This window comes from Streptomyces sp. NBC_00028 (assembly GCF_045041065.1).
In the GTDB taxonomy this organism is placed as follows: Bacteria; Actinomycetota; Actinomycetes; order Streptomycetales; family Streptomycetaceae; genus Streptomyces.
In genome coordinates this window covers 182,295-199,036 of record NZ_CP108294.1, presented here as the reverse complement: position 1 = coordinate 199,036, position 16,742 = coordinate 182,295, and the positions used below count along the sequence as shown (strand labels likewise).

General features: G+C 70.3%; 12 protein-coding genes. 5 read left to right on the top strand and 7 right to left on the bottom strand.

All coding sequences use genetic code 11. The features are described from left to right. Nucleotides 1-37 precede the first annotated feature (37 nt). On the bottom strand, nucleotides 38-3,781 hold the full coding sequence (locus OG885_RS44970; RefSeq protein ID WP_405743310.1) for a S8 family serine peptidase: 3,744 nt from the start codon (nucleotides 3,779-3,781) through the stop codon (nucleotides 38-40). 291 nt (nucleotides 3,782-4,072) lie between these two features. Between OG885_RS44970 and OG885_RS44965 the strand changes: the two genes are divergently transcribed. Beyond that, complete coding sequence (locus OG885_RS44965) at nucleotides 4,073-4,501, top strand: organic hydroperoxide resistance protein (protein ID WP_331729179.1); 429 nt, start codon at nucleotides 4,073-4,075, stop codon at nucleotides 4,499-4,501. Nucleotides 4,502-4,747: 246 nt separating this feature from the next. Here OG885_RS44965 and OG885_RS44960 read toward each other — a convergent pair whose 3' ends face one another. Continuing rightward, nucleotides 4,748-5,659 (bottom strand): SGNH/GDSL hydrolase family protein, encoded by a 912-nt coding sequence (locus OG885_RS44960; protein WP_405743308.1) that lies wholly within the window; start codon nucleotides 5,657-5,659, stop codon nucleotides 4,748-4,750. 218 nt (nucleotides 5,660-5,877) lie between these two features. On the opposite strand from OG885_RS44960, the gene OG885_RS44955 reads away from it, so the two are divergent. The 3 genes from OG885_RS44955 to OG885_RS44945 all read left to right on the top strand — a co-directional run bounded on the left by OG885_RS44955 (nucleotide 5,878) and on the right by OG885_RS44945 (nucleotide 8,430). After that, nucleotides 5,878-6,324 (top strand): VOC family protein, encoded by a 447-nt coding sequence (locus OG885_RS44955; RefSeq protein ID WP_331729172.1) that lies wholly within the window; start codon nucleotides 5,878-5,880, stop codon nucleotides 6,322-6,324. 70 nt (nucleotides 6,325-6,394) lie between these two features. After that, nucleotides 6,395-7,837, top strand: a complete 1,443-nt coding sequence (locus tag OG885_RS44950) for an NAD(P)/FAD-dependent oxidoreductase (protein WP_331729169.1) — start codon at nucleotides 6,395-6,397, stop codon at nucleotides 7,835-7,837. After that, nucleotides 7,834-8,430 carry a GPP34 family phosphoprotein gene (locus OG885_RS44945; RefSeq protein WP_331729166.1) on the top strand — a complete coding sequence of 199 codons (597 nt, stop codon included), beginning with the start codon at nucleotides 7,834-7,836 and terminating at the stop codon, nucleotides 8,428-8,430. Before OG885_RS44950 ends, OG885_RS44945 begins: the two co-directional genes overlap by 4 nt. A gap of 37 nt (nucleotides 8,431-8,467) precedes the next feature. Here the strand turns inward: OG885_RS44945 and OG885_RS44940 are convergent, their stop codons facing one another. The 4 genes from OG885_RS44940 to OG885_RS44925 all read right to left on the bottom strand — a co-directional run bounded on the left by OG885_RS44940 (nucleotide 8,468) and on the right by OG885_RS44925 (nucleotide 11,907). Further along, on the bottom strand, nucleotides 8,468-9,523 hold the full coding sequence (locus OG885_RS44940) for a class I SAM-dependent methyltransferase (RefSeq protein ID WP_331729163.1): 1,056 nt from the start codon (nucleotides 9,521-9,523) through the stop codon (nucleotides 8,468-8,470). Nucleotides 9,524-9,730: 207 nt separating this feature from the next. Continuing rightward, nucleotides 9,731-10,303 carry a hypothetical protein gene (locus tag OG885_RS44935; RefSeq protein WP_331729160.1) on the bottom strand — a complete coding sequence of 191 codons (573 nt, stop codon included), beginning with the start codon at nucleotides 10,301-10,303 and terminating at the stop codon, nucleotides 9,731-9,733. Between the two features lie 288 nt (nucleotides 10,304-10,591). Next, nucleotides 10,592-11,356, bottom strand: coding sequence for an MBL fold metallo-hydrolase (locus tag OG885_RS44930; RefSeq protein ID WP_331729157.1), 765 nt, complete (start codon nucleotides 11,354-11,356; stop codon nucleotides 10,592-10,594). 95 nt (nucleotides 11,357-11,451) lie between these two features. Then, nucleotides 11,452-11,907: a YbaB/EbfC family nucleoid-associated protein gene (locus OG885_RS44925; RefSeq protein WP_331729154.1), complete on the bottom strand. Its 456-nt coding sequence runs from the start codon at nucleotides 11,905-11,907 to the stop codon at nucleotides 11,452-11,454. 131 nt (nucleotides 11,908-12,038) lie between these two features. Between OG885_RS44925 and OG885_RS44920 the strand changes: the two genes are divergently transcribed. Next, entirely contained in the window at nucleotides 12,039-12,437 is a 399-nt protein-coding gene (locus tag OG885_RS44920) for a 6-carboxytetrahydropterin synthase (protein WP_331729151.1), read from the top strand. A gap of 28 nt (nucleotides 12,438-12,465) precedes the next feature. Here OG885_RS44920 and OG885_RS44915 read toward each other — a convergent pair whose 3' ends face one another. Continuing rightward, nucleotides 12,466-16,569, bottom strand: coding sequence for a discoidin domain-containing protein (locus OG885_RS44915; protein ID WP_331729148.1), 4,104 nt, complete (start codon nucleotides 16,567-16,569; stop codon nucleotides 12,466-12,468). Nucleotides 16,570-16,742: the final 173 nt, after the last annotated feature.

The following is a 16,742-nucleotide window of genomic DNA, read 5'->3' as shown; positions in this document are numbered from 1 at the left end:
GTGGACAGTTCGAGGACTGTACTCCACGCCGCGATCGTCAGCCGCGAACCGCCCAAGCCCGGTGGACCGTCTGCTGGATGCTGTTGCCCGCGGCGTCGTGGGCCGTGACTCGCACGGTCGCATACGCGGTGCCGCCGCTGTGGCTTGGTCGGTTGAGGGTGGCGCGGACGCAGTTCTGGCCGTGGGTACGGACGTTGGCCGTACGCCAGGTGCGACCGTCGTCGTACGAGATCTCCACGCGCATCTTCGGGTGGTGCGGGGCGGGAGCTCCGTCCTGGGCGCGGGCGCTGATTATTACGCCGTAATAGCCAGTCCCCTTAACCGTGTTGTGGGCATCGACCGGTGCGGCGTAGTCGAGTTGGAGGAGGGGGAGTGCGGTGGGCTTGTCGGTGGGGGAGGAGCGGAAGGACCAGGTCGTCGTGGTTTTGGTGGCGTAGTCCCAGTCGGGAGTGGTGCGGGAAGTGCGCAGTTCCAGGCGGTAGTTGGCGGGCTCGGTCGGTACCTCTACGTCGGTCCAGGCGGTGTTGAGGTCGGTGAGTGTGGTGCCGTTGCGGTAGAGGGTCGCGGTGACTCTGTCGCCGGGCTCTTCTGTACCGCTGGTGCCGATGCCGCCGCCGTCGGCGGGCAGGTAGCGGGACCAGTGGCCGGGCTGGGAGTCGGTGAACTCCGGTATGCGCAGGCGCATGACGTTGCCCTGGCGCACGGTCGGTTCGCTGGTGTGCGCGGGGATCGAGGGGCGGACGACCGATCCCTGCCAGGTCTCCTTGGCTGTGGTGCCTGCCCGGTAGGTGCGCGGAGTGTCGCGCATGCCGAGAGCGAGGGGGAGATCGAGGTCGTAGACGGTGGTGTGGTGCACGAGGTGCTGCCAGGTGGTGTCTCCGGCGCTGACGTACTCGGTGCGGGTGAAGCCGGTGGGGACGTAGCGGTTGTACTGGAGCCAGGCCGTCTGCTGGTAGGGGCGGCGAGCGAAGCGTTGTTCGGCGGCCCAGCCGTTGCCGCCGTTGTCCGCGTAGGTGGTGTGCACTACGGCGCTGTCGCGGGCGGTGACGGTGTGGACGACGTGCTGGGGGACCTGCTGTCGGGTCACCTGCATGACGTCATAGAGGTAGGGGCTGCGGGCCGTGCCGTGGAAGGTGAGCTCGGTGGCGCGGTGGCGGATGCGGGTCAGGATCTTGGCGCCGGTGGTGGCGCCGACGCGGATGACCGGTAGGGGAGAGCGGTCGCCGTCGGGCGTCCAGCGGGTCCAGGGGTTGTCGTCGAAGTGGACGAGAAGGACGCCCTTGGCGCCTGCGGCCGCTATCTGTCGCAGTGCCTGATCCGTGCCGGTGCCCTGCGCGTCGGTAAGGACAGCGAGTCGGCCGCGGAGGCCGCTGAGAGTCGGGGCGGCGGCGTCGCCCGCGTTCACGGCGCGCAGGGTGGTTCCGCGGTCGCCGAAGAGGGGTGAGCTGGGCATGTAGTAGGCGTTGAGGGGGTCGGGCAGGCCGGTGGCGCGTGCCTGGAGCAGCGGTGCGAAGAGCTGCCAGCGGGAGGCGAACTCGAACGTTCCGTTGTGCACTTGGGCGGTCGGACTGACGTAGAGACGCCTGGCGATGTCGAAGAACATGGTGCCCTGCACCAGGGAGTGGCCGTCGAGTTCGCGGTAGGTCTGGTAACTGAGCACTCCGCGCTGTTCGGCGGGGCGTGGGGTGCGGATCTCGACGGGGACGGTCTTGCGGGCGTCGACGGTGACCGTCGTGTCCTTGGTGACCTTGACCTCCGGGAGGACTACTTCACGCAGCTCCTGGCCGTCCTCGGCGGTGCTGAGGGAGGTGTGGCTGACCTGGTAGGTGCCCTCCTCGACTTCGGCGATGCCCTGCTCGGGGTCGGTGTAGGTGACGAAGCCTGCCGGGCCCCAGATGACGGGCTGTGCGGGGATGCGGGTGCCGTGTTCGTCGTACGTCCGTACCGTCAGCCGGTGGGCGGGGCCGTGCACGATCAGGCTGAGTGTGGTGTGCACGGGCGGGCCTGCGTCCGCGGACGGGGTGGCGGCTATAGAGCCGTAATAGGTGCCCTGCCCGGTCCTGGCCGGGTCCGTGGTGAGGGGGACGGTGGCGGTGTCGTGGGCGGGGACGGTCACGGACGCTGCGAGGCGCAGGGCGTCCTGCGGGGCCGGGCGACCCGCTGTGTCCGTGAGGCGGGGGGCCAGGTCGAGGGTGATCGCCCGGTCGGAGGTGTTGGTGTAGGTCAGGTCGAAGGTGCGGGCCGGGGCGCCGAGTTGGAAGGGGCCCGGAGTGAGGGTGCCGGTCGCCGTGATCGGGCCGAGGGCCGCCGCGGGGACGTCGACGCGGCCGCCGCCCTGCTCCGTGACCTGCTGGCCGGTGACCGTGTGGGCGGTGCTGACCAAGGCGTCCTTGAGCTGGCGGCCGGTCCAGTCGGGGTGGCGCTGAGCCACCAGGGCGGCGGCGCCGGCTACATGGGGTGTGGCCATCGAGGTACCGGAGTAGGCCACGTAGTACTGGTCGACGACGTCGCCCTCGGTGGTGCCTGCGGCGCGCGCGGCCACGATGCCTACGCCGGGAGCGGTGATGTCGGGCTTGACCGAGCCGTCGCCGACGAGGGGACCGCGGCTGGAGAAGTCCGCCAGGGAGTCATCGCGGTCGACCGCGCCCACGGTGAGCGCCGACTCGGCCGCGCCGGGGGAGCCGACGGTGGAGGCACCGTCCCGGCCGCTGTTGCCGGCGGCGATGACGAACAGGGTGGGGGTGGTCCGGGAGAGCTCGTCGACGGCTTGGCTCATGGCGTCGGAGCCGTCGCTGGGCTGGTTGGAGCTCAGGCTCATGCTGACGACCTTGGCGCCCTGGGAGGCCGCCCACTCCATGCCGTCGATGACCTGGGACTCGGAGCCGGAGCCGTTGTCGCCGAGCACCTTGCCGACGAGCAGGTCGGCCTTGGGTGCCACGCCCTTACGGGTGCCTGCGGAGGCGGCTCCGCTGCCGCCGACGATGGAGGCGACATGGGTGCCGTGGCCGTAGGGGTCGGCGGTGGTCGCGCTGTCCGAGAAGTTCGCGGTCGCCGCGACGCGTCCGGCCAGGTCGGGATGGGTCTGGTCGACGCCCGTGTCCAGGACCGCGACCTTGACGCCCTCTCCGTGTGCGCCCGTCTGCCAGACGGTCGGGGCGCCGATCTGGGCGGTACTGCGGTCCAGGACGGCGCGCACCCGGCCGTCCAGCCATACACGGGGGACGGATGATGCCTTCAACTGAGCGTCGTTCGAGGCCAGTTGGGACCAGAAGCGGCTGAGGGCGTCCTCGGCGACATACAGGGAACGTGCCTGGATGCTGGGCAGCTCGCGGCTGGGGGAGCCCTGTTCGGCGAACGCCCTGAGCTTGTCCGCCGTGCGCGCCGCCGTAGTGCCGGAGGTGCCGACGATGAGCGGCAGCGCGTCGGTGTGTGCGGTGTCGTACCCCTGGGCGAGGAGCGAGGTGACGTCGAACAGGGCCGGGTCCAGGCGGCCTCGGGAGACGAGGGAGGAGGCGTCGGAGGGGAGCACTGTCAGGTGCCCGTCCTGTTCGAAGGTGTGGAAGACGATGCCGTCGCGGCCTGGGCCGGGCCGTATCGAGGCCGTTTGGTGACCGTCCGGGCCCCTGGCCACGGTCACGCTGTCGCCGGTGATCAGGCGGACGATCGCCGGATCGGGGGTGGGTCGGGCTGCCGCCGTGGTGTGCTGCGGTTCTGTGGGGTCGGCGTACGACGGGATGGCCGCGGTGGCGGCCAGGGCGATGCCCGCTGTGAGCGTCGCCATCAGGCGTATGTGTCTCATCGGTTCCGTGCCTCTTCCGGCGCGCTGTGTGCTGTTCGTCTGCGCGACAGAATCCGACGGCCGTACGGCGGGTGTCACTCGAAGCCGGTGGCACACCTGGGACATGTCACAAGGGCGACAGACGACATGTGAGCCGACAAGGACAGCAGTCACCACCTTGACGGGTGACGCGCACGGCTGCCATGATTACGTCACCGCCTCAACCGGTGACAGAGTGAAGGTCCTGGTCGGCGGGTATGCACAGACCTTTCGACCCAGATGGGGAGCACAGTCATGGCAGTCAGCTACACCGCCGTCGTCAACGTCGACGGAGAGGGCCGCAACGGCGGCCACGTCCGCTCCTCCGACGGCCTGCTGGAGACCAGCCTCGCCCTCCCCAAGGAGCTCGGCGGCGCCGGCACCGCGACCAACCCCGAGCAACTGCTGGCCGCAGGCTGGGCCGCCTGCTTCCTGGGTGCCCTGCGTCGCGCCGCCACCAGCCGCAAGATCCGGCTGACGAGCACCAGCATCACCGCCGACATCACCCTCACGCACGGCGACGACGGCGAGTTCTCCCTCTCCGCGGTTCTCAACCCGGTGCTCGGCGGCGTCGATGACGCCACCGCCCAGGAGCTCGCCAACGCCGCCCACCAGATCTGCCCGTACTCCAAGGCCCTGCGCGGCAACATCCCGGTCACCATCAACGCCAGCGCCGCCGCCTGAGAGCCCGCCATGGCCTCCCTGACACACATACGTGTGAACATCGCCGAGAAACGTCGCGCACATGCCCGACCTGCCTCCGCTGAACATGTTTCCGACGAGCAGGTGTTTCCAGGTGGCCCGGCCGGGGCCGAGGATGGCCATGACTGGCCCTCGGACATGCAGGTGTGGGCCTGGGCGCAGAGCGCAGTGCTGTCGGGGTACGGCCCCGGGCCCGCCGGCCTCCTCTGACCGCGGACCCGGGTGACGTCAGTGACGTCGGCTGTGACCTGCGAGAACACCCTCGACCGCGGTGGCCATCGCAGCCTCACCCGTGGCGTTGGGGTGCACCGGCGCCGCCGGGGTCTCGGGGGCGAAGGTCTCGATCCACCGCTCACCGGTGGGCTTGCAGAGGTCGTGTCCGACGGTCGGCGTGTACGTGTTCACGTACTCCGCCCCGCCGCGGCGGGCCTGGCGGGCCAGCATCGCGTTGAGCTCCTTCTCCTTGTCGCGGAGCCAGGCGAAGTCACCCGCGGCCAGCGGCACCTTGCTGCTGGTGCACCCGACACCGTCCTCGGGGAACAGGTCGGGGTAACCGACCACCACGACACGGGCGTGCGGCGCCCGCCGGTGGATGCCCCGCAGGACCTGGGCGACCTTCGGCCCCGTGGTGGCTATCGCATCCGTGATCCGGTCCGCGCCGGAACCTGCGAAGTAGGTGGCGCACGGGGCGCCCGCCGGGTTGCCCGCCGTGAGGTGGGCGCAGGTGCCCAGCACCGTCGAGAAACCGATGTCGTTGCCGCCGATGGTGACCGTGACGAGGTCGGTGCCCCGGTTCAGGGCGTCGAACTGTGCCGGTACGCCGTCGGACTGCGGAGCCGCCATGTCCTTCGTGGTGGCGCCCGCGCAGCTGACGTCCGTCAGCCTCGCCGACCGCGAACGGGACACCAGCGAAGGGTAGTTCTGGTCGGAACGCTGACAGGCCGCGTCGACCTGGGTCGGCACGAGCGGCGCGGAGGCGTACGAGTCGCCGAGGGCGACGTAGTCCACCCGGTGCCGGCTCTCGGAGCCGGGGGCCGCAGCGGCCGCTCCGGCCGGGGCGAGGGCGGCCGCGGCGGCGAGCAGGGTGGCGCTCGCCGTCAGTGCGCGGCCGGCGCGGGAGGTGGGCAGGAGTCTTCTCAAGATCCGTCCTTCCATGGATCGGTCCACGGGCCCCTACAGGGCCCAACAGACACACGTAGCAGGCAGCCGCCCGGTGCGGTGGCTTCGGTAACGAATTGGCCAACGCACCTGCGATCCACCGTCAGTTGACTGAGGCGGCACCTGCCGGCCGCCGCCGACACTGAGCGCACGGCGCCCGCCTGCGCAGGCACCACACCACCGAAAGCGAGAACACAGCCATGGACATGAAGCTCGAAGTCGTCATCCTGCCCGTCTCCGACGCCGACCGGGCCAAGGACTTCTACGTCGAGCGGCTCGGCTGGCGCCTCGACGCCGACTTCCCGATCAACGACGGCTACCGGATCGTGCAGGTGACCCCGCCCGGCTCCGAATGCTCGATCATCTTCGGGGAGGGCCTCACCCAGCAGGAGCCGGGCACGCTCCACGGCCTTCAGCTGACCGTCACCGACATCCTCAAGGCCCAGGAAGAGCTCACCGCGTACGGCGTCGAGGTCTCCGGCCCGTTCCGCGACGAGACGGGCGCCTTCCACCACGCCGGCGACACGCACCGGGTGCCGGGCCCGCATCCCGAGCGAGCCAGCTACGGCACCTTCGCCGCCTTCAAGGACCCGGACGGCAACGAGTGGTTCCTCCAGGAGGTCACCGAGCGCGCCCCCGGCCGCTGAGAACCGCCTGACTCCGCCCGCCCGCCTACCCACTCACCCATCCGCCCGGCTCACAGCCAACGGAGGACACATGACGACCGAGAACAACCACACATACGACGTCATAGTGATCGGCGCCGGCCCGGTCGGGGAGAACGTCGCGGACCGGACCACCGCCGCCGGTCTGCGCACCGTCATCGTCGAGAGCGAACTGGCCGGCGGCGAGTGCTCGTACTGGGCCTGCGAACCCAGCAAGGCCCTGTTGCGTCCGGCCCTGTTCCGGGCCGACGCCGCGCACATCCCGGGGCTCGACCCGTCCGTCAAGGGACCGCTGGACGTTGACGCCGTCCTCGCCCACCGCGATCGCATGTCCGCCCACTGGAAGGACGACGGCCAGGCCGACTGGATCAAGTCGGCCGGCATCGATCTGCTGCGCGGGCACGGCCGGTTGGCGGGCGAACGCGAGGTGACCGTGGAGACGCCGGACGGCGCCATCGTCCGGCTGCGCGCCCGGCACGCCGTCGCCGTCTGCACCGGCAGCGGCGCGGCCCTGCCCCCGCTGCCCGGCATCGAGGAACTGCGCCCCTGGACGAGCCGGGAGGCCACCAGCGCCCGCCAGGTGCCACAGCGCCTCGTCATCGTCGGCGCCGGTGTGGTGGGCGTCGAGATGGCCACCGCCTGGCAGGCCCTGGGCAGCAGCGTGACCCTGCTGGCCCGCGAGGACGGACTGCTGCCCCGGATGGAGCCCTTCGCCGGCGAGCTGGTCACCGAGCGGCTGCGGGAGGCCGGTGCGGACGTACGGTTCGGTGTCTCCGTCACGGACGCGAAGCGAGCGGACGGCGCGGGTGAGGTCAGGGTCTGGCTGTCGGACGGTTCCGAACTCACCGCGGACGAGATCCTGTTCGCCACCGGCCGTGCCCCGCGTTCACAGGACATCGGGCTCGACAGCGTGGGACTGGCGCCGGGGGACTGGCTCACCGTCGACGACACTCTGACCGTCACCGCCGTCCCGGGGGAGTGGCTGTACGCCGTCGGCGACGTCAACCGGCGGGCCCTGTTCACGCACCAGGGCAAGTACCAGGCCCGCGTCGCCGGTGCGGTCATCGCCGCCCGGGCACGAGGCGAGCGGCTGGACACGGGCCGCTGGGCGCCGCACAGCAGCACGGCCGACCTCGAGGCCGTCCCCGGAGTCGTCTTCACCGACCCCACGGTCGCGAGCGTCGGCCTGACCGTCCGGGACGCCGAGCGCATCGGCCGGGCCGTCGAGGTCGTCGACTACGAGATCGGGCACCTCGCGGGCGCCGTCCAGTACCGCCCCGACTACCGGGGCAGGGCCCGCATCCTCGTCGACCGGGACCGGCAGGTCGTCGTCGGCGCCACCTTCGTCGGGCCGGGCGTGGAGGAGCTGTTGTACTCGGCCACCGTCGCCATCACCGGGGAGGTGCCGGTAGAACGCCTCTGGCACGCCGTACCGGCCTTCCCCACCATCAGCGAGGTGTGGCTGCGCCTGCTGGAGACCAGGAGGGACTCATGACCACCGCACGCGACCTCGTGCTCATCGCGCTGACCATGCCGCCCGGCGAACTCACGGGCCAGGGCGACCTGTCGCTCGCACTCGCCGGTGCCGAAGCGATCGACCTGCTGCGGAACGGGTCGCTGCGCCTGGAGCGCGACCGTATGGTGCCCGGCCCGCAGACGGCGTCCGGGGACCCGCTGCTGGACCAGGCGAGCGCCTCACTCGTCCGGCAGGAGCCGTACGAGACCGTCGACGACTGGCTGTGGCGCCGTGCCGAGGGCCTTGTGTCGGCCTACGCCGACGCCCTGGAGCGCGCCGGGCTGGTCGTCCGTTCGCATGGCCACGGGCTCCGGCTGCTGTCCGGGAAGGCGGTCCTGACCGATTCGCAGGAGCGCCGCGAGGCGGAGGAGCGCAGAGCTTCCGGCGAGCCCGTCCTCGCCGGCCTGCTGGTGGCCTTGGGCCAGCCGTCCGATGCCGACGACGGTCTCCTGGACGACGCTGCCACGACCGTACTGGCCGCTGTGGGTGACGCGGTGGTGCAGCTGGAGGCCGTACGACTGCAGCGGGATGTCGAGAATGCCGCGTTCGACAATGTGTGGCGTGGTTGGTAGGCGCCGCTGTGCCTGGGCAGCGGCCGTTGGCCGTCCGTCAACGCGTCACGTCGTAAACCCTGTTGGTGAAGGTCTCGACGGCGAGCCGCCAGTTGCCGAGGCCCACCTCGGTGCCGATCTCCTTGAGGGCGTCAGGGCCGGGGTGGTTGCCGAGCGCGTGCGGGCCGTTCTGCGCCAGGGCCACCGGCAGACACAGGACGGGTGAGGTGGAGGCGAAGGAGCGGCCGATCGGGTTGATGTTCTCGCCGGGTTCGGCCGAGACGTTCGGCTCGACGACCAGGCAGCTTCCGCCCTCCGCCAGGCTCTCCTCGGTACGCCGGAGCGCCGCACCGGGGTCACCGAGGTCGTGGAGGCAGTCGAAGAACGTGACGAGGTCGTAGTCGCCGCCGGGGAAGTCGTGAGCGGCGGCGACCTCGAACGTGACGCGGTCGTCGACGCCGGACTCCTTGGCCAGCTTGCGGGCCGCTTCGACGGAGGGCTCGTGGAAGTCGAAGCCGTGGAACCGGGACTGCGGGAACGCCTTGGCCATGAGCACGGTCGAGTAGCCGTGGCCGCACCCGACGTCGGCGACGGAGGCTCCGCGCCGCAGCTTGGTCTCGACGCCCTCCAGGGCGGGCAGCCACTCCTGGACGAGGACCGCGTCGTAGCCGGGCTTGAAGAAGGCGGCCACGCCCTCGGCCAGATCGGGCCCGAAGTCCTGCCAGCTCACGCCGCCACCGTTGCGGTAGGCGTTCACCAGTGCCTCTTCGGCGCCGTACAGGGCCTTCAGCATGGTGAAGCCGCCGCCGACGTACGTGGGCAGGGCTGAGTCGGCGAGTACGGCCGCGTGCTCGTCCGGGAAGAGATATGTGTGTGTTTCGGGGGAGTGGATCACATAGGATCCGGCCACCTGCCCGTCCAGCCACTCGCGGACATAGCGTTCGACGAGCCCGGTCTTCGCGGCCAGCTCGGTCGAAGTGAGCGGTCCAGCCCCTGCCATGGCCCGGTACAGCCCGAGGCGCACACCCAGAGACGTCGACAGCCCGGCGAAGGCGGCGGCGTTGTCCGCTGCCACCCGCTCAAGGAATTCCATGACGCGATGATCGTCCGACATGTGATGAACCGCTCCTGTAGAGGTTGACGCCACTGGGGGACGAGGTTTCTGGGAGCAGAACCTCTCATTTCCCCAACGGGGTCCGGACCTCTCCTGGTTCACCTGGTCGGTTGAGACGTCTCGCCCGTCCCGCGAGGCGGGATGTGTCGCGCACGCTGTGCACTGCCGTCCGGCCGTGGATCACCGCTCGCGGGACAAGCAGACGAGTCAGTCGGAGCTGCCGCTGTCTGCCGTACCCTTTTCGACCAGGGTGTACATGACGGAACGCTGCTGCTTGTGGCGCCGGATACGGCCCTTGGCGACCAGGGATTCAAGGGTGTTCCGCACCACCTGAGGTGTGGGGTTGCGGTCCGGGTGCTTCTCGAGCAGCTCGTCGCGCAGTTCCTTCGCCAGACGCGGCTCCTCGTACCGGCCGAGCAGATCCGCGAGCAGGTCTCCGAGCAGAGGCTGACGCGACTTCCCCTTCGCGCCGGCCTTCGCCGTCTTGGCGGTCGGAGCGCTCTTGGCCGACGGCGAGCGTCGGGCGGCGGCCCCGGTGGACGTCTTCTTCGCCTTCGCGACGACGGGCTCGTCCTGCAACTGCTCAGGCAGGCGCGACGCGTCGGCGAAACCCTCGTACCGCTCGGCGAGGTTGAGGATGTCCGTGAGGAGGGCTTCCTCCTGCTTCAACGCGGTGATCCTCTCCGTCAGCTCCTGCTGTCGCCGACGGTTCTCCTCCAAGTCCGACGCGGCTTGTGCTACGTACCGCGACCGGAGCGTGGCGGCTGATTGGCTGGTCACAACCGTTCACTCCCTCGATATGGATGACGTTGCGCATGGTACCCACGCCATTGGGGTCCGTGTGGATAAGTGTCAACGCCAGATGGTTCCTCCGACATGCTCACTCTTCACGATAAGCGCTGATGTGCCCGTGCATAGACGAAGTGTGGCTGTTCTTCGGTTTCCTCAAGCGTCGACGATGTCACTCGCACGAGGTCGTCCTCGACTGTACTGCCCGGTAAGTATGTGGTTGAACCTCTGGCTATCGGGTTGCGCCGAGTGAGGGAGGCGGCTCAGCGGGGCGGCCGATCACCGAGCCGCGTGGGCGCGGGCCGTCGCGGCGGCCTCCTTGGCCGAGCCCTGGAACACCGGCCCATGGCCGGGCAGAAGAAGACCTGCGTCCACGTTCTCCAGCGCGCCGAGGGAGTCGATGGCCCGCGTTCGGTCGGTGTGGAACATGTCGGGCAGCAGCTGCGGACCGCTGACCCTTGACGTGGGGTGCGCGGTGACCAGGGCGTCGCCGGTGATCAGGATGCCGCTCTCGGGCAGGTGGTAGGCGCAGTGCCCCCTTGTGTGCCCGGGGGTGTGCACGGGCACCGGCGCTCCAGGCAGGTCGAGGGCTCCCGGCACCGGGAAAGCCTGTGGCTCGCAGACCGGCACATACGTGGTGCCGCCGGCGCGCAGGGCGTGCACGGCCCACGGCAGTACTCCGGGCCGCCAGGCCTGCGCGAGCACCTGTCCCACGGACACCTGGTCGAGGAAGTCACGACGGGCGTGCGGCACCTCCTCGGGGTGCATGAGGACCGGCACGTCGTAATGGGCGCGCAGGTGCTCGGCCGCGCCGATGTGGTCGTTGTGCGCGTGCGTGACCAGTACGGCGGCCACGTCGCGCGGCCCCAGCCCGAGGGCCGAGAGGGAGCCCAGTACGGCCTCACGGTCGCCGGGGTAGCCGGAGTCGACGAGGGTGCAGCTGTCCCCGTCCTTGATGATCACCCAGTTCGTGTTGCTGCCGGTCACGGAGTACACGTTGCTGTCGACACGGACGATGTCGTCCGGGCGGGGGGATTTCGGCATGGCTCTTCCGATCCTCGTCCTCGTGCGCGGTGTTTCACGACAGGACAATGATGTGTGTACAGTGAAGCTAGTGCGTGTCGGCTCGGCCGTCCGTCTCAGACACACCTGATGGCGTCGCACACGGAGTCCGTCAAAGCCACCACCGCCGCGCGCAGGTCCGGCGGCACCGGCGCGTGGGACGAAGCCGGCCTACGGCCCCACAACGGCCCCTGCGGTCGGGGACCAGCCGTCTCCCGAGTCGCCTGCACCGGCAGCCCCGCACCGCTCATCGCGGCATTGAACCGGGCCGCGACCTCGGCTCGCGCCGTGCTCAGGGCCTCCAGGACACTCTCGGCGAGCTGGGCGGCGGGCATCTCCCTGAACCGCTCGTCGACGAACCGGATACTCGCCGGCCGCTCATCAGCGCCCACGGTGACCTCTACGACGTCGTCCCTGGAGCAGGCCGTCACCGACAGCGCCCGCAGCTGTTCCCGCGCCCTGGTCAGAGCTCCGTACCGCTCGGCGAAGTCGGTAAGGGCATGCTCCAGGCGTCCAACCGGTGGTGTTTCCATTGTCCTCCTCTGCCGGAGCGGCCAACCGACACACCAAGGACACGAGAGGATCTCACATTTGGTTCACACCTGAACCCACATGTACGCCAGCTATATGCTCGCCACCGGCGCACACCTCACCTGGAGGACCCTTGTTCAGCATCACCGTACGTGACCACATGATGATCGCCCACAGTTTCCGTGGCGAGGTCTTCGGCCCCGCGCAGCGGCTGCACGGGGCGACCTTCGTCGTGGACGCCACGTTCCGGCGGCCGGAGCTGGACGAGGACAACATCGTCGTGGACATCGGTCTCGCCACCGCTGAACTCGGCAAGGTGATCGGTGAGTTCAACTACCGCAACCTCGACGACGAGGAGCGGTTCCAGCAGATCAACACCTCGACCGAGTACCTGGCCAAGGTGATCGCCGACCGTCTGGTCGAGGCGATCCACGCGGGGACGCTGGGGGAGGGGGCCCGGGGCATCCGCGAGGTGGCCGTGACCCTGCACGAGTCGCACATCGCGTGGGCCGCCTACGAACGCAGCGTGTGACGCCCGCCCCGGGCCCCCTCCGTACGGCTCAGCCGCGCACCGTGACCGGCTGCGTGTTGTAGCCCTCCACCCGTAGCCTCGGCCGGCCCGACGACAGCGCGGACGCGGGCCACGACATGGTCACCGTGCGCGTCTCACCGGGCAGCAGCCACAGGTAGTTGTCGTCGTAGAGGGTCGGCAGGACGCGGGTGCCGTCCTCGTCCAGCAGGGAGAGCCGGACCATGGCGGCGACCATGGACCCACGGTTGCGAACGGTCGCGGTGGCCGTACGGCGATCCCCGTCCCGGGACACCCGGGTGAGGGAGGCCGACAACCTGGCCTGCCGGACCTGGTCGAGGGCGCGCAGCGCCTCGGGGGTGCGGCAGCGCCAGTAGGTGTTGCGGGACAGGAGCCGCCCGTCGGAGTCCTCCAGGGTCAGGCGGAGGAGGTGCAGGTCCGGCAGGTCGGCTGTGGGGGCCGTGGTGAACGCCGGCGCCGTGGCGGCCGGGTCCACGTCCACGTGGGCCTGCCGGGTGTCGGCGATACGGCGGCCCGACAGGTCGTACGTCTCCGCCGTCACCGTTGCCCGCTTCAGCGCCGCGCGGGTGTGGTTGACGGCGATGACCTGCCACTTCACCGGGTCGGCCTGGACGTGCAGGGGCTCGCAGGCGGTCCGGCAGCCGAAGTAGGCGCCGTTGACGTCGAAGTCGTAGTCGTAGGTCTGCCAGACGGTGCTGTGCCAGGCGGGGTGGGACATCCACAGCATCAACCCGCTGGCGTTGTCCCAGAGATGGGCGTTCCAGGCCTCGAACATGGCGCGGAAGTTCTCGTAGTTGACGAACTGCGCCTTGCGCGTGAAGTCGTCCAGGTCGCGGGCCTCACCGAGGCGGGTCTCGATGGCGGCCTTGTAGTTCTGCGGCGCTTGGTTGCCGCGTTCGCTCCAGTCGTGGTGGTACCAGGCGCCGCCGATCGGCCACTCGGGTCCGTCGTCGCCGAGCATGGCGCGAGTGCTGGCCGCGGTGGAGACGACGGGCATACCGATCTCGGTGTGGAAGCCGAAGTCCTTGCTGCCGTAGGTGGCGGGGTCGAAGTACTTCTCCGGCTCGACCCAGCCGTACGGGCCGCCGCCGGTGACGACGCCTCCGGCGGAGTTGCTCTGGTACAGCAGCCCCGGTGCCTGGCTCTCGACGGCCTTGCGCATGCCCTCGTCGATTGCGGCGGGCGGGTTGCCCTCGTTGGCGCCGCACCACACCGCGATGCTCGGATGACTGCGGTAGCGCAGGACGGTGTCGCGGGCCGCCGAGAGGAACGCCTCGTGGTCCGGCGGGTCCATGGCCCAGGCGTTGGGGAAGTCGTTCCAGACGAGGATGCCGTGCGCGTCGCAGGCGGCGTAGAACTCCTCACGGTTGCTGCTGCCGACCCAGTTGCGGATCATCGTGAAGTTCATGGCTCGGTGCATGCGCACCGCCGCGTCCATGCGCTCGGCGGGCATCCGGCGCAGCAGCTCGTCCCAGCCCCAGTTGCCACCGCGCACCAGCACCCGCACCCCGTTGACGCTGATCTTCAGCGGGTCGGGGGTGTTGGAGACGGTGGTGACATCGGTCCAGGTGTCGCCGTCGTCGGAGACGTGGAGCGTGTACGTCTTCGGGTACGCCTGCTCCCAGACGACCGCGATCCGGTCGAAGCGCCGGGCGCTGCCGAGGTCGACCTGGAGCCACTGCTGGTCCTCGTAGGCGGAGGACCAGCGGGTGCCGGGGTCGCCGTCGGTCGCGTGGGCGGCCGGGTGACCGTCCTCCTCGGTGGAGGCGGTGGCCCGGCGGCGCAGGGCGAGGTCGGTACCGGGTTCGGCGCTGTCGATGACGGCGAGGGACCAGAGCGAGTTGCCCCAGCTGGTGTTGCGGATACCGCAGGACAGGCGGACGTAACGGGCCGTACGGGCCTCGAAGTCGGTGATCCGCAGGCTCGCGTCACCGCTGTTGAAGGGGAGGGGGACGGCGGTGTTGTCGACGGACGCGGCGTCCGTCCACTGCTCGCCGTCCGCCGAGACCTGGACGACGAAGGTGCGTGCGTAGGCCCGCTCCCACACCAGGTCGACCCGGTCGAGGGTCTGTGTCGCCCCGAGGTCGACACGTATCCACTGGTCGTCCGCGAAGGCGGAGGACCAGCGGGTGGTCGGGTCGCCGTCGGTGACGTGGGCCGCGGCGTGCCCGTCCTCGTCGGTGGTCGAGGCCTCGGCGGGGGCGTGCAGGGCGAGGTCGACGCCGGGGCGGGCGCTGTCGTACGCCGACAGGGCCCACAGGGAGCTGCCCCAGTCGGTGGCCCGGGTGAGGCAGCGGACGCGGAGGTGGCGGGCGCGCTGGGCACCGAGCTGGACGGTCTGCGTGTAGGCGTCGGAGGACGGGGTGAACTTCAGCGGGGTGTCGTACGCGTAGCCGAACTGCCGTATGCCGAAGCGGGTGATGCGCCGGTCGCTCTCGGTGCCGCCGGCGCGGGCGGTGAGAGTGAGGTCGTGGAGGGTGGGCTCGCCCAGGCCGTTGGGCCACCACAGCTCGGGGTCGCGTACGCGCAGGGCCGCGTACGCGTCCGGAGTGAAGATGACATCGATGTCCTCGCCCGCCGGGACGGTGACCGTGCGCGAGACGCGGACGTCGCCGAACTCGGCGGTGACGGTGGTCTCGTGGGCGGCGGAGTCGGCGTTGCGGACCGGGACGGTCAGGGTGAGCTCGGCGACCGACAGGTCCGGCAGCGCGGGCAGCGCGGTGTCGATGCGCGGGTCGCCGAGGACGATGTGGCCGGTCGATCTCAGGCGTACGTGGTTCCAGATCCCGGCCGCGCGGTCACGGACGGCGGGCATCCAGTCCCAGCCCGAAGAGGCCAGGTACGTCGGTGAGTTGAGGTTCATCGTGTTGGCTCCGGCGTCCACCCAGGCCTCGCCCGCCGGACCCTTGTCGCCAGGGCTTCCAGGCACCGGCATGGGAGAGATGCGTACGGCGAGCGCGTTGCCGTCCTTCTTGAGCAGCTCGGTGACGTCGTGGGCGGAGCGGGCGAAGGGTGAGGTCACCTCGCCCGCTCCGTGTCCGTTGAGCCAGATCTCGGCCTTGTGGTTGACGCCGTCGAACTCCAGCCAGGTGTGCCGCCCTTGGCCGGTGCGCAGGCCGCGAGGCAGGTCGAAGGCGCGCCGGTACCACCAGGAGTGGCGGGAGAGGGCCTCGGGGATGCGCAGGTTGTTCAGGCCGGCCACCGGGTCGGGCAGTTTGCCCTGGTCGACCAGCGAGGTGAGGACGGTGCCGGGGACGGTCGCGGGGAGCCAGTGGGAGGTGTCGACGCCGGTGCTCGACAGGGTCGTACCGTCGCCGTCCGTCCAGTCGTCCAGGGTGAGTGTCCAGCCCGACTCCAGCGGGACCGTGCCGTCGGCGGCCACCTCAAGGCGCGGCGCGTCGGTGTGGTGGGTGCCCCAGTCCGTCCAGCCGGTGGCCTTCGGGCGGTGGGCGGGGGCCGTGCCGTAGACCTCGAAGCCGTTCAGGCCAAGGGGGTTGGGGCTGGAGCGACGGCGGGCTGTCAGCCGTACCCAGCGGGCCGTGACGGGGATCGGCAGCGGGATGTCCACCACGCCGCCGGTTCCGGCGGTGGTGCGGTAGACGCTGGTCCAGGTGGTGTGGTCGCGGGAGGTCTCCACGACGAACTCGCGGGCGTAGCTGGAGAGGATCTCCTTGCCAGTGGTGCCCTGGCGCGGGTTGCCGCTGGTGGGAGGGGTGAAGACAGGGTCGCTCGCGTCGGCTTCGAAGGTCAGCCGGACGCGGTCGACGTGGCAGTCCACCTGGAGGTCGACCTCGATCCACTGCGGGTCGCCCGCCTCGGCACGCCATCCTGTGCCGCGTACGCCCTGGGTGGGAAGCGCGTCCACCACGAAGCCGGCGGGGGTGGGCGCGTACGCCTGGGAGGAGGCCCGCACCGGGCGGTAGGCGGCGATCTCACCCGGTGCGGAAGGGGAGCCGGTGCCCGTGCTGGTCGCTTCCGTGGCCGCGGTGGAGGCCCCGGCTTCGGCTGTCGGCGCGAACACCGTGCCGAGGCCGAACCCGGCCAGCAGGGTCGAGCCGGTCGCGACGAGGGTGCGTCGGGAGGTGGGCCGCGAGAAGCACGACTGTTCGGCCATATGTGATCGTCCCATCACAGGGTGCGAGTGAGTGGAGGTGTGTGGGTTGCCGGGCGTACGGAGGCGGCCCGCGAAGCCTGACAACGTTGCCATAGGCTGTTGGTAAGGACACTTTCCTGTCAAGCCCCTTGACGAAGAAGAAACCCGCCAACCGACCACAGCTGTCCCGGAAA

What these genes read in the sequence shown, in the direction of transcription:
- OG885_RS44950 (WP_331729169.1), top strand. Translation starts at nt 6,395, where the DNA reads ATGACGACCGAGAACAACCACACATACGACGTCATAGTGATCGGCGCC.
- OG885_RS44970 (WP_405743310.1), bottom strand. Translation starts at nt 3,781, where the DNA reads ATGGCGACGCTCACAGCGGGCATCGCCCTGGCCGCCACCGCGGCCATC.
- OG885_RS44965 (WP_331729179.1), top strand. Translation starts at nt 4,073, where the DNA reads ATGGCAGTCAGCTACACCGCCGTCGTCAACGTCGACGGAGAGGGCCGC.
- OG885_RS44945 (WP_331729166.1), top strand. Translation starts at nt 7,834, where the DNA reads ATGACCACCGCACGCGACCTCGTGCTCATCGCGCTGACCATGCCGCCC.
- OG885_RS44925 (WP_331729154.1), bottom strand. Translation starts at nt 11,907, where the DNA reads ATGGAAACACCACCGGTTGGACGCCTGGAGCATGCCCTTACCGACTTC.
- OG885_RS44915 (WP_331729148.1), bottom strand. Translation starts at nt 16,569, where the DNA reads ATGGCCGAACAGTCGTGCTTCTCGCGGCCCACCTCCCGACGCACCCTC.
- OG885_RS44940 (WP_331729163.1), bottom strand. Translation starts at nt 9,523, where the DNA reads ATGTCGGACGATCATCGCGTCATGGAATTCCTTGAGCGGGTGGCAGCG.
- OG885_RS44930 (WP_331729157.1), bottom strand. Translation starts at nt 11,356, where the DNA reads ATGCCGAAATCCCCCCGCCCGGACGACATCGTCCGTGTCGACAGCAAC.
- OG885_RS44955 (WP_331729172.1), top strand. Translation starts at nt 5,878, where the DNA reads ATGGACATGAAGCTCGAAGTCGTCATCCTGCCCGTCTCCGACGCCGAC.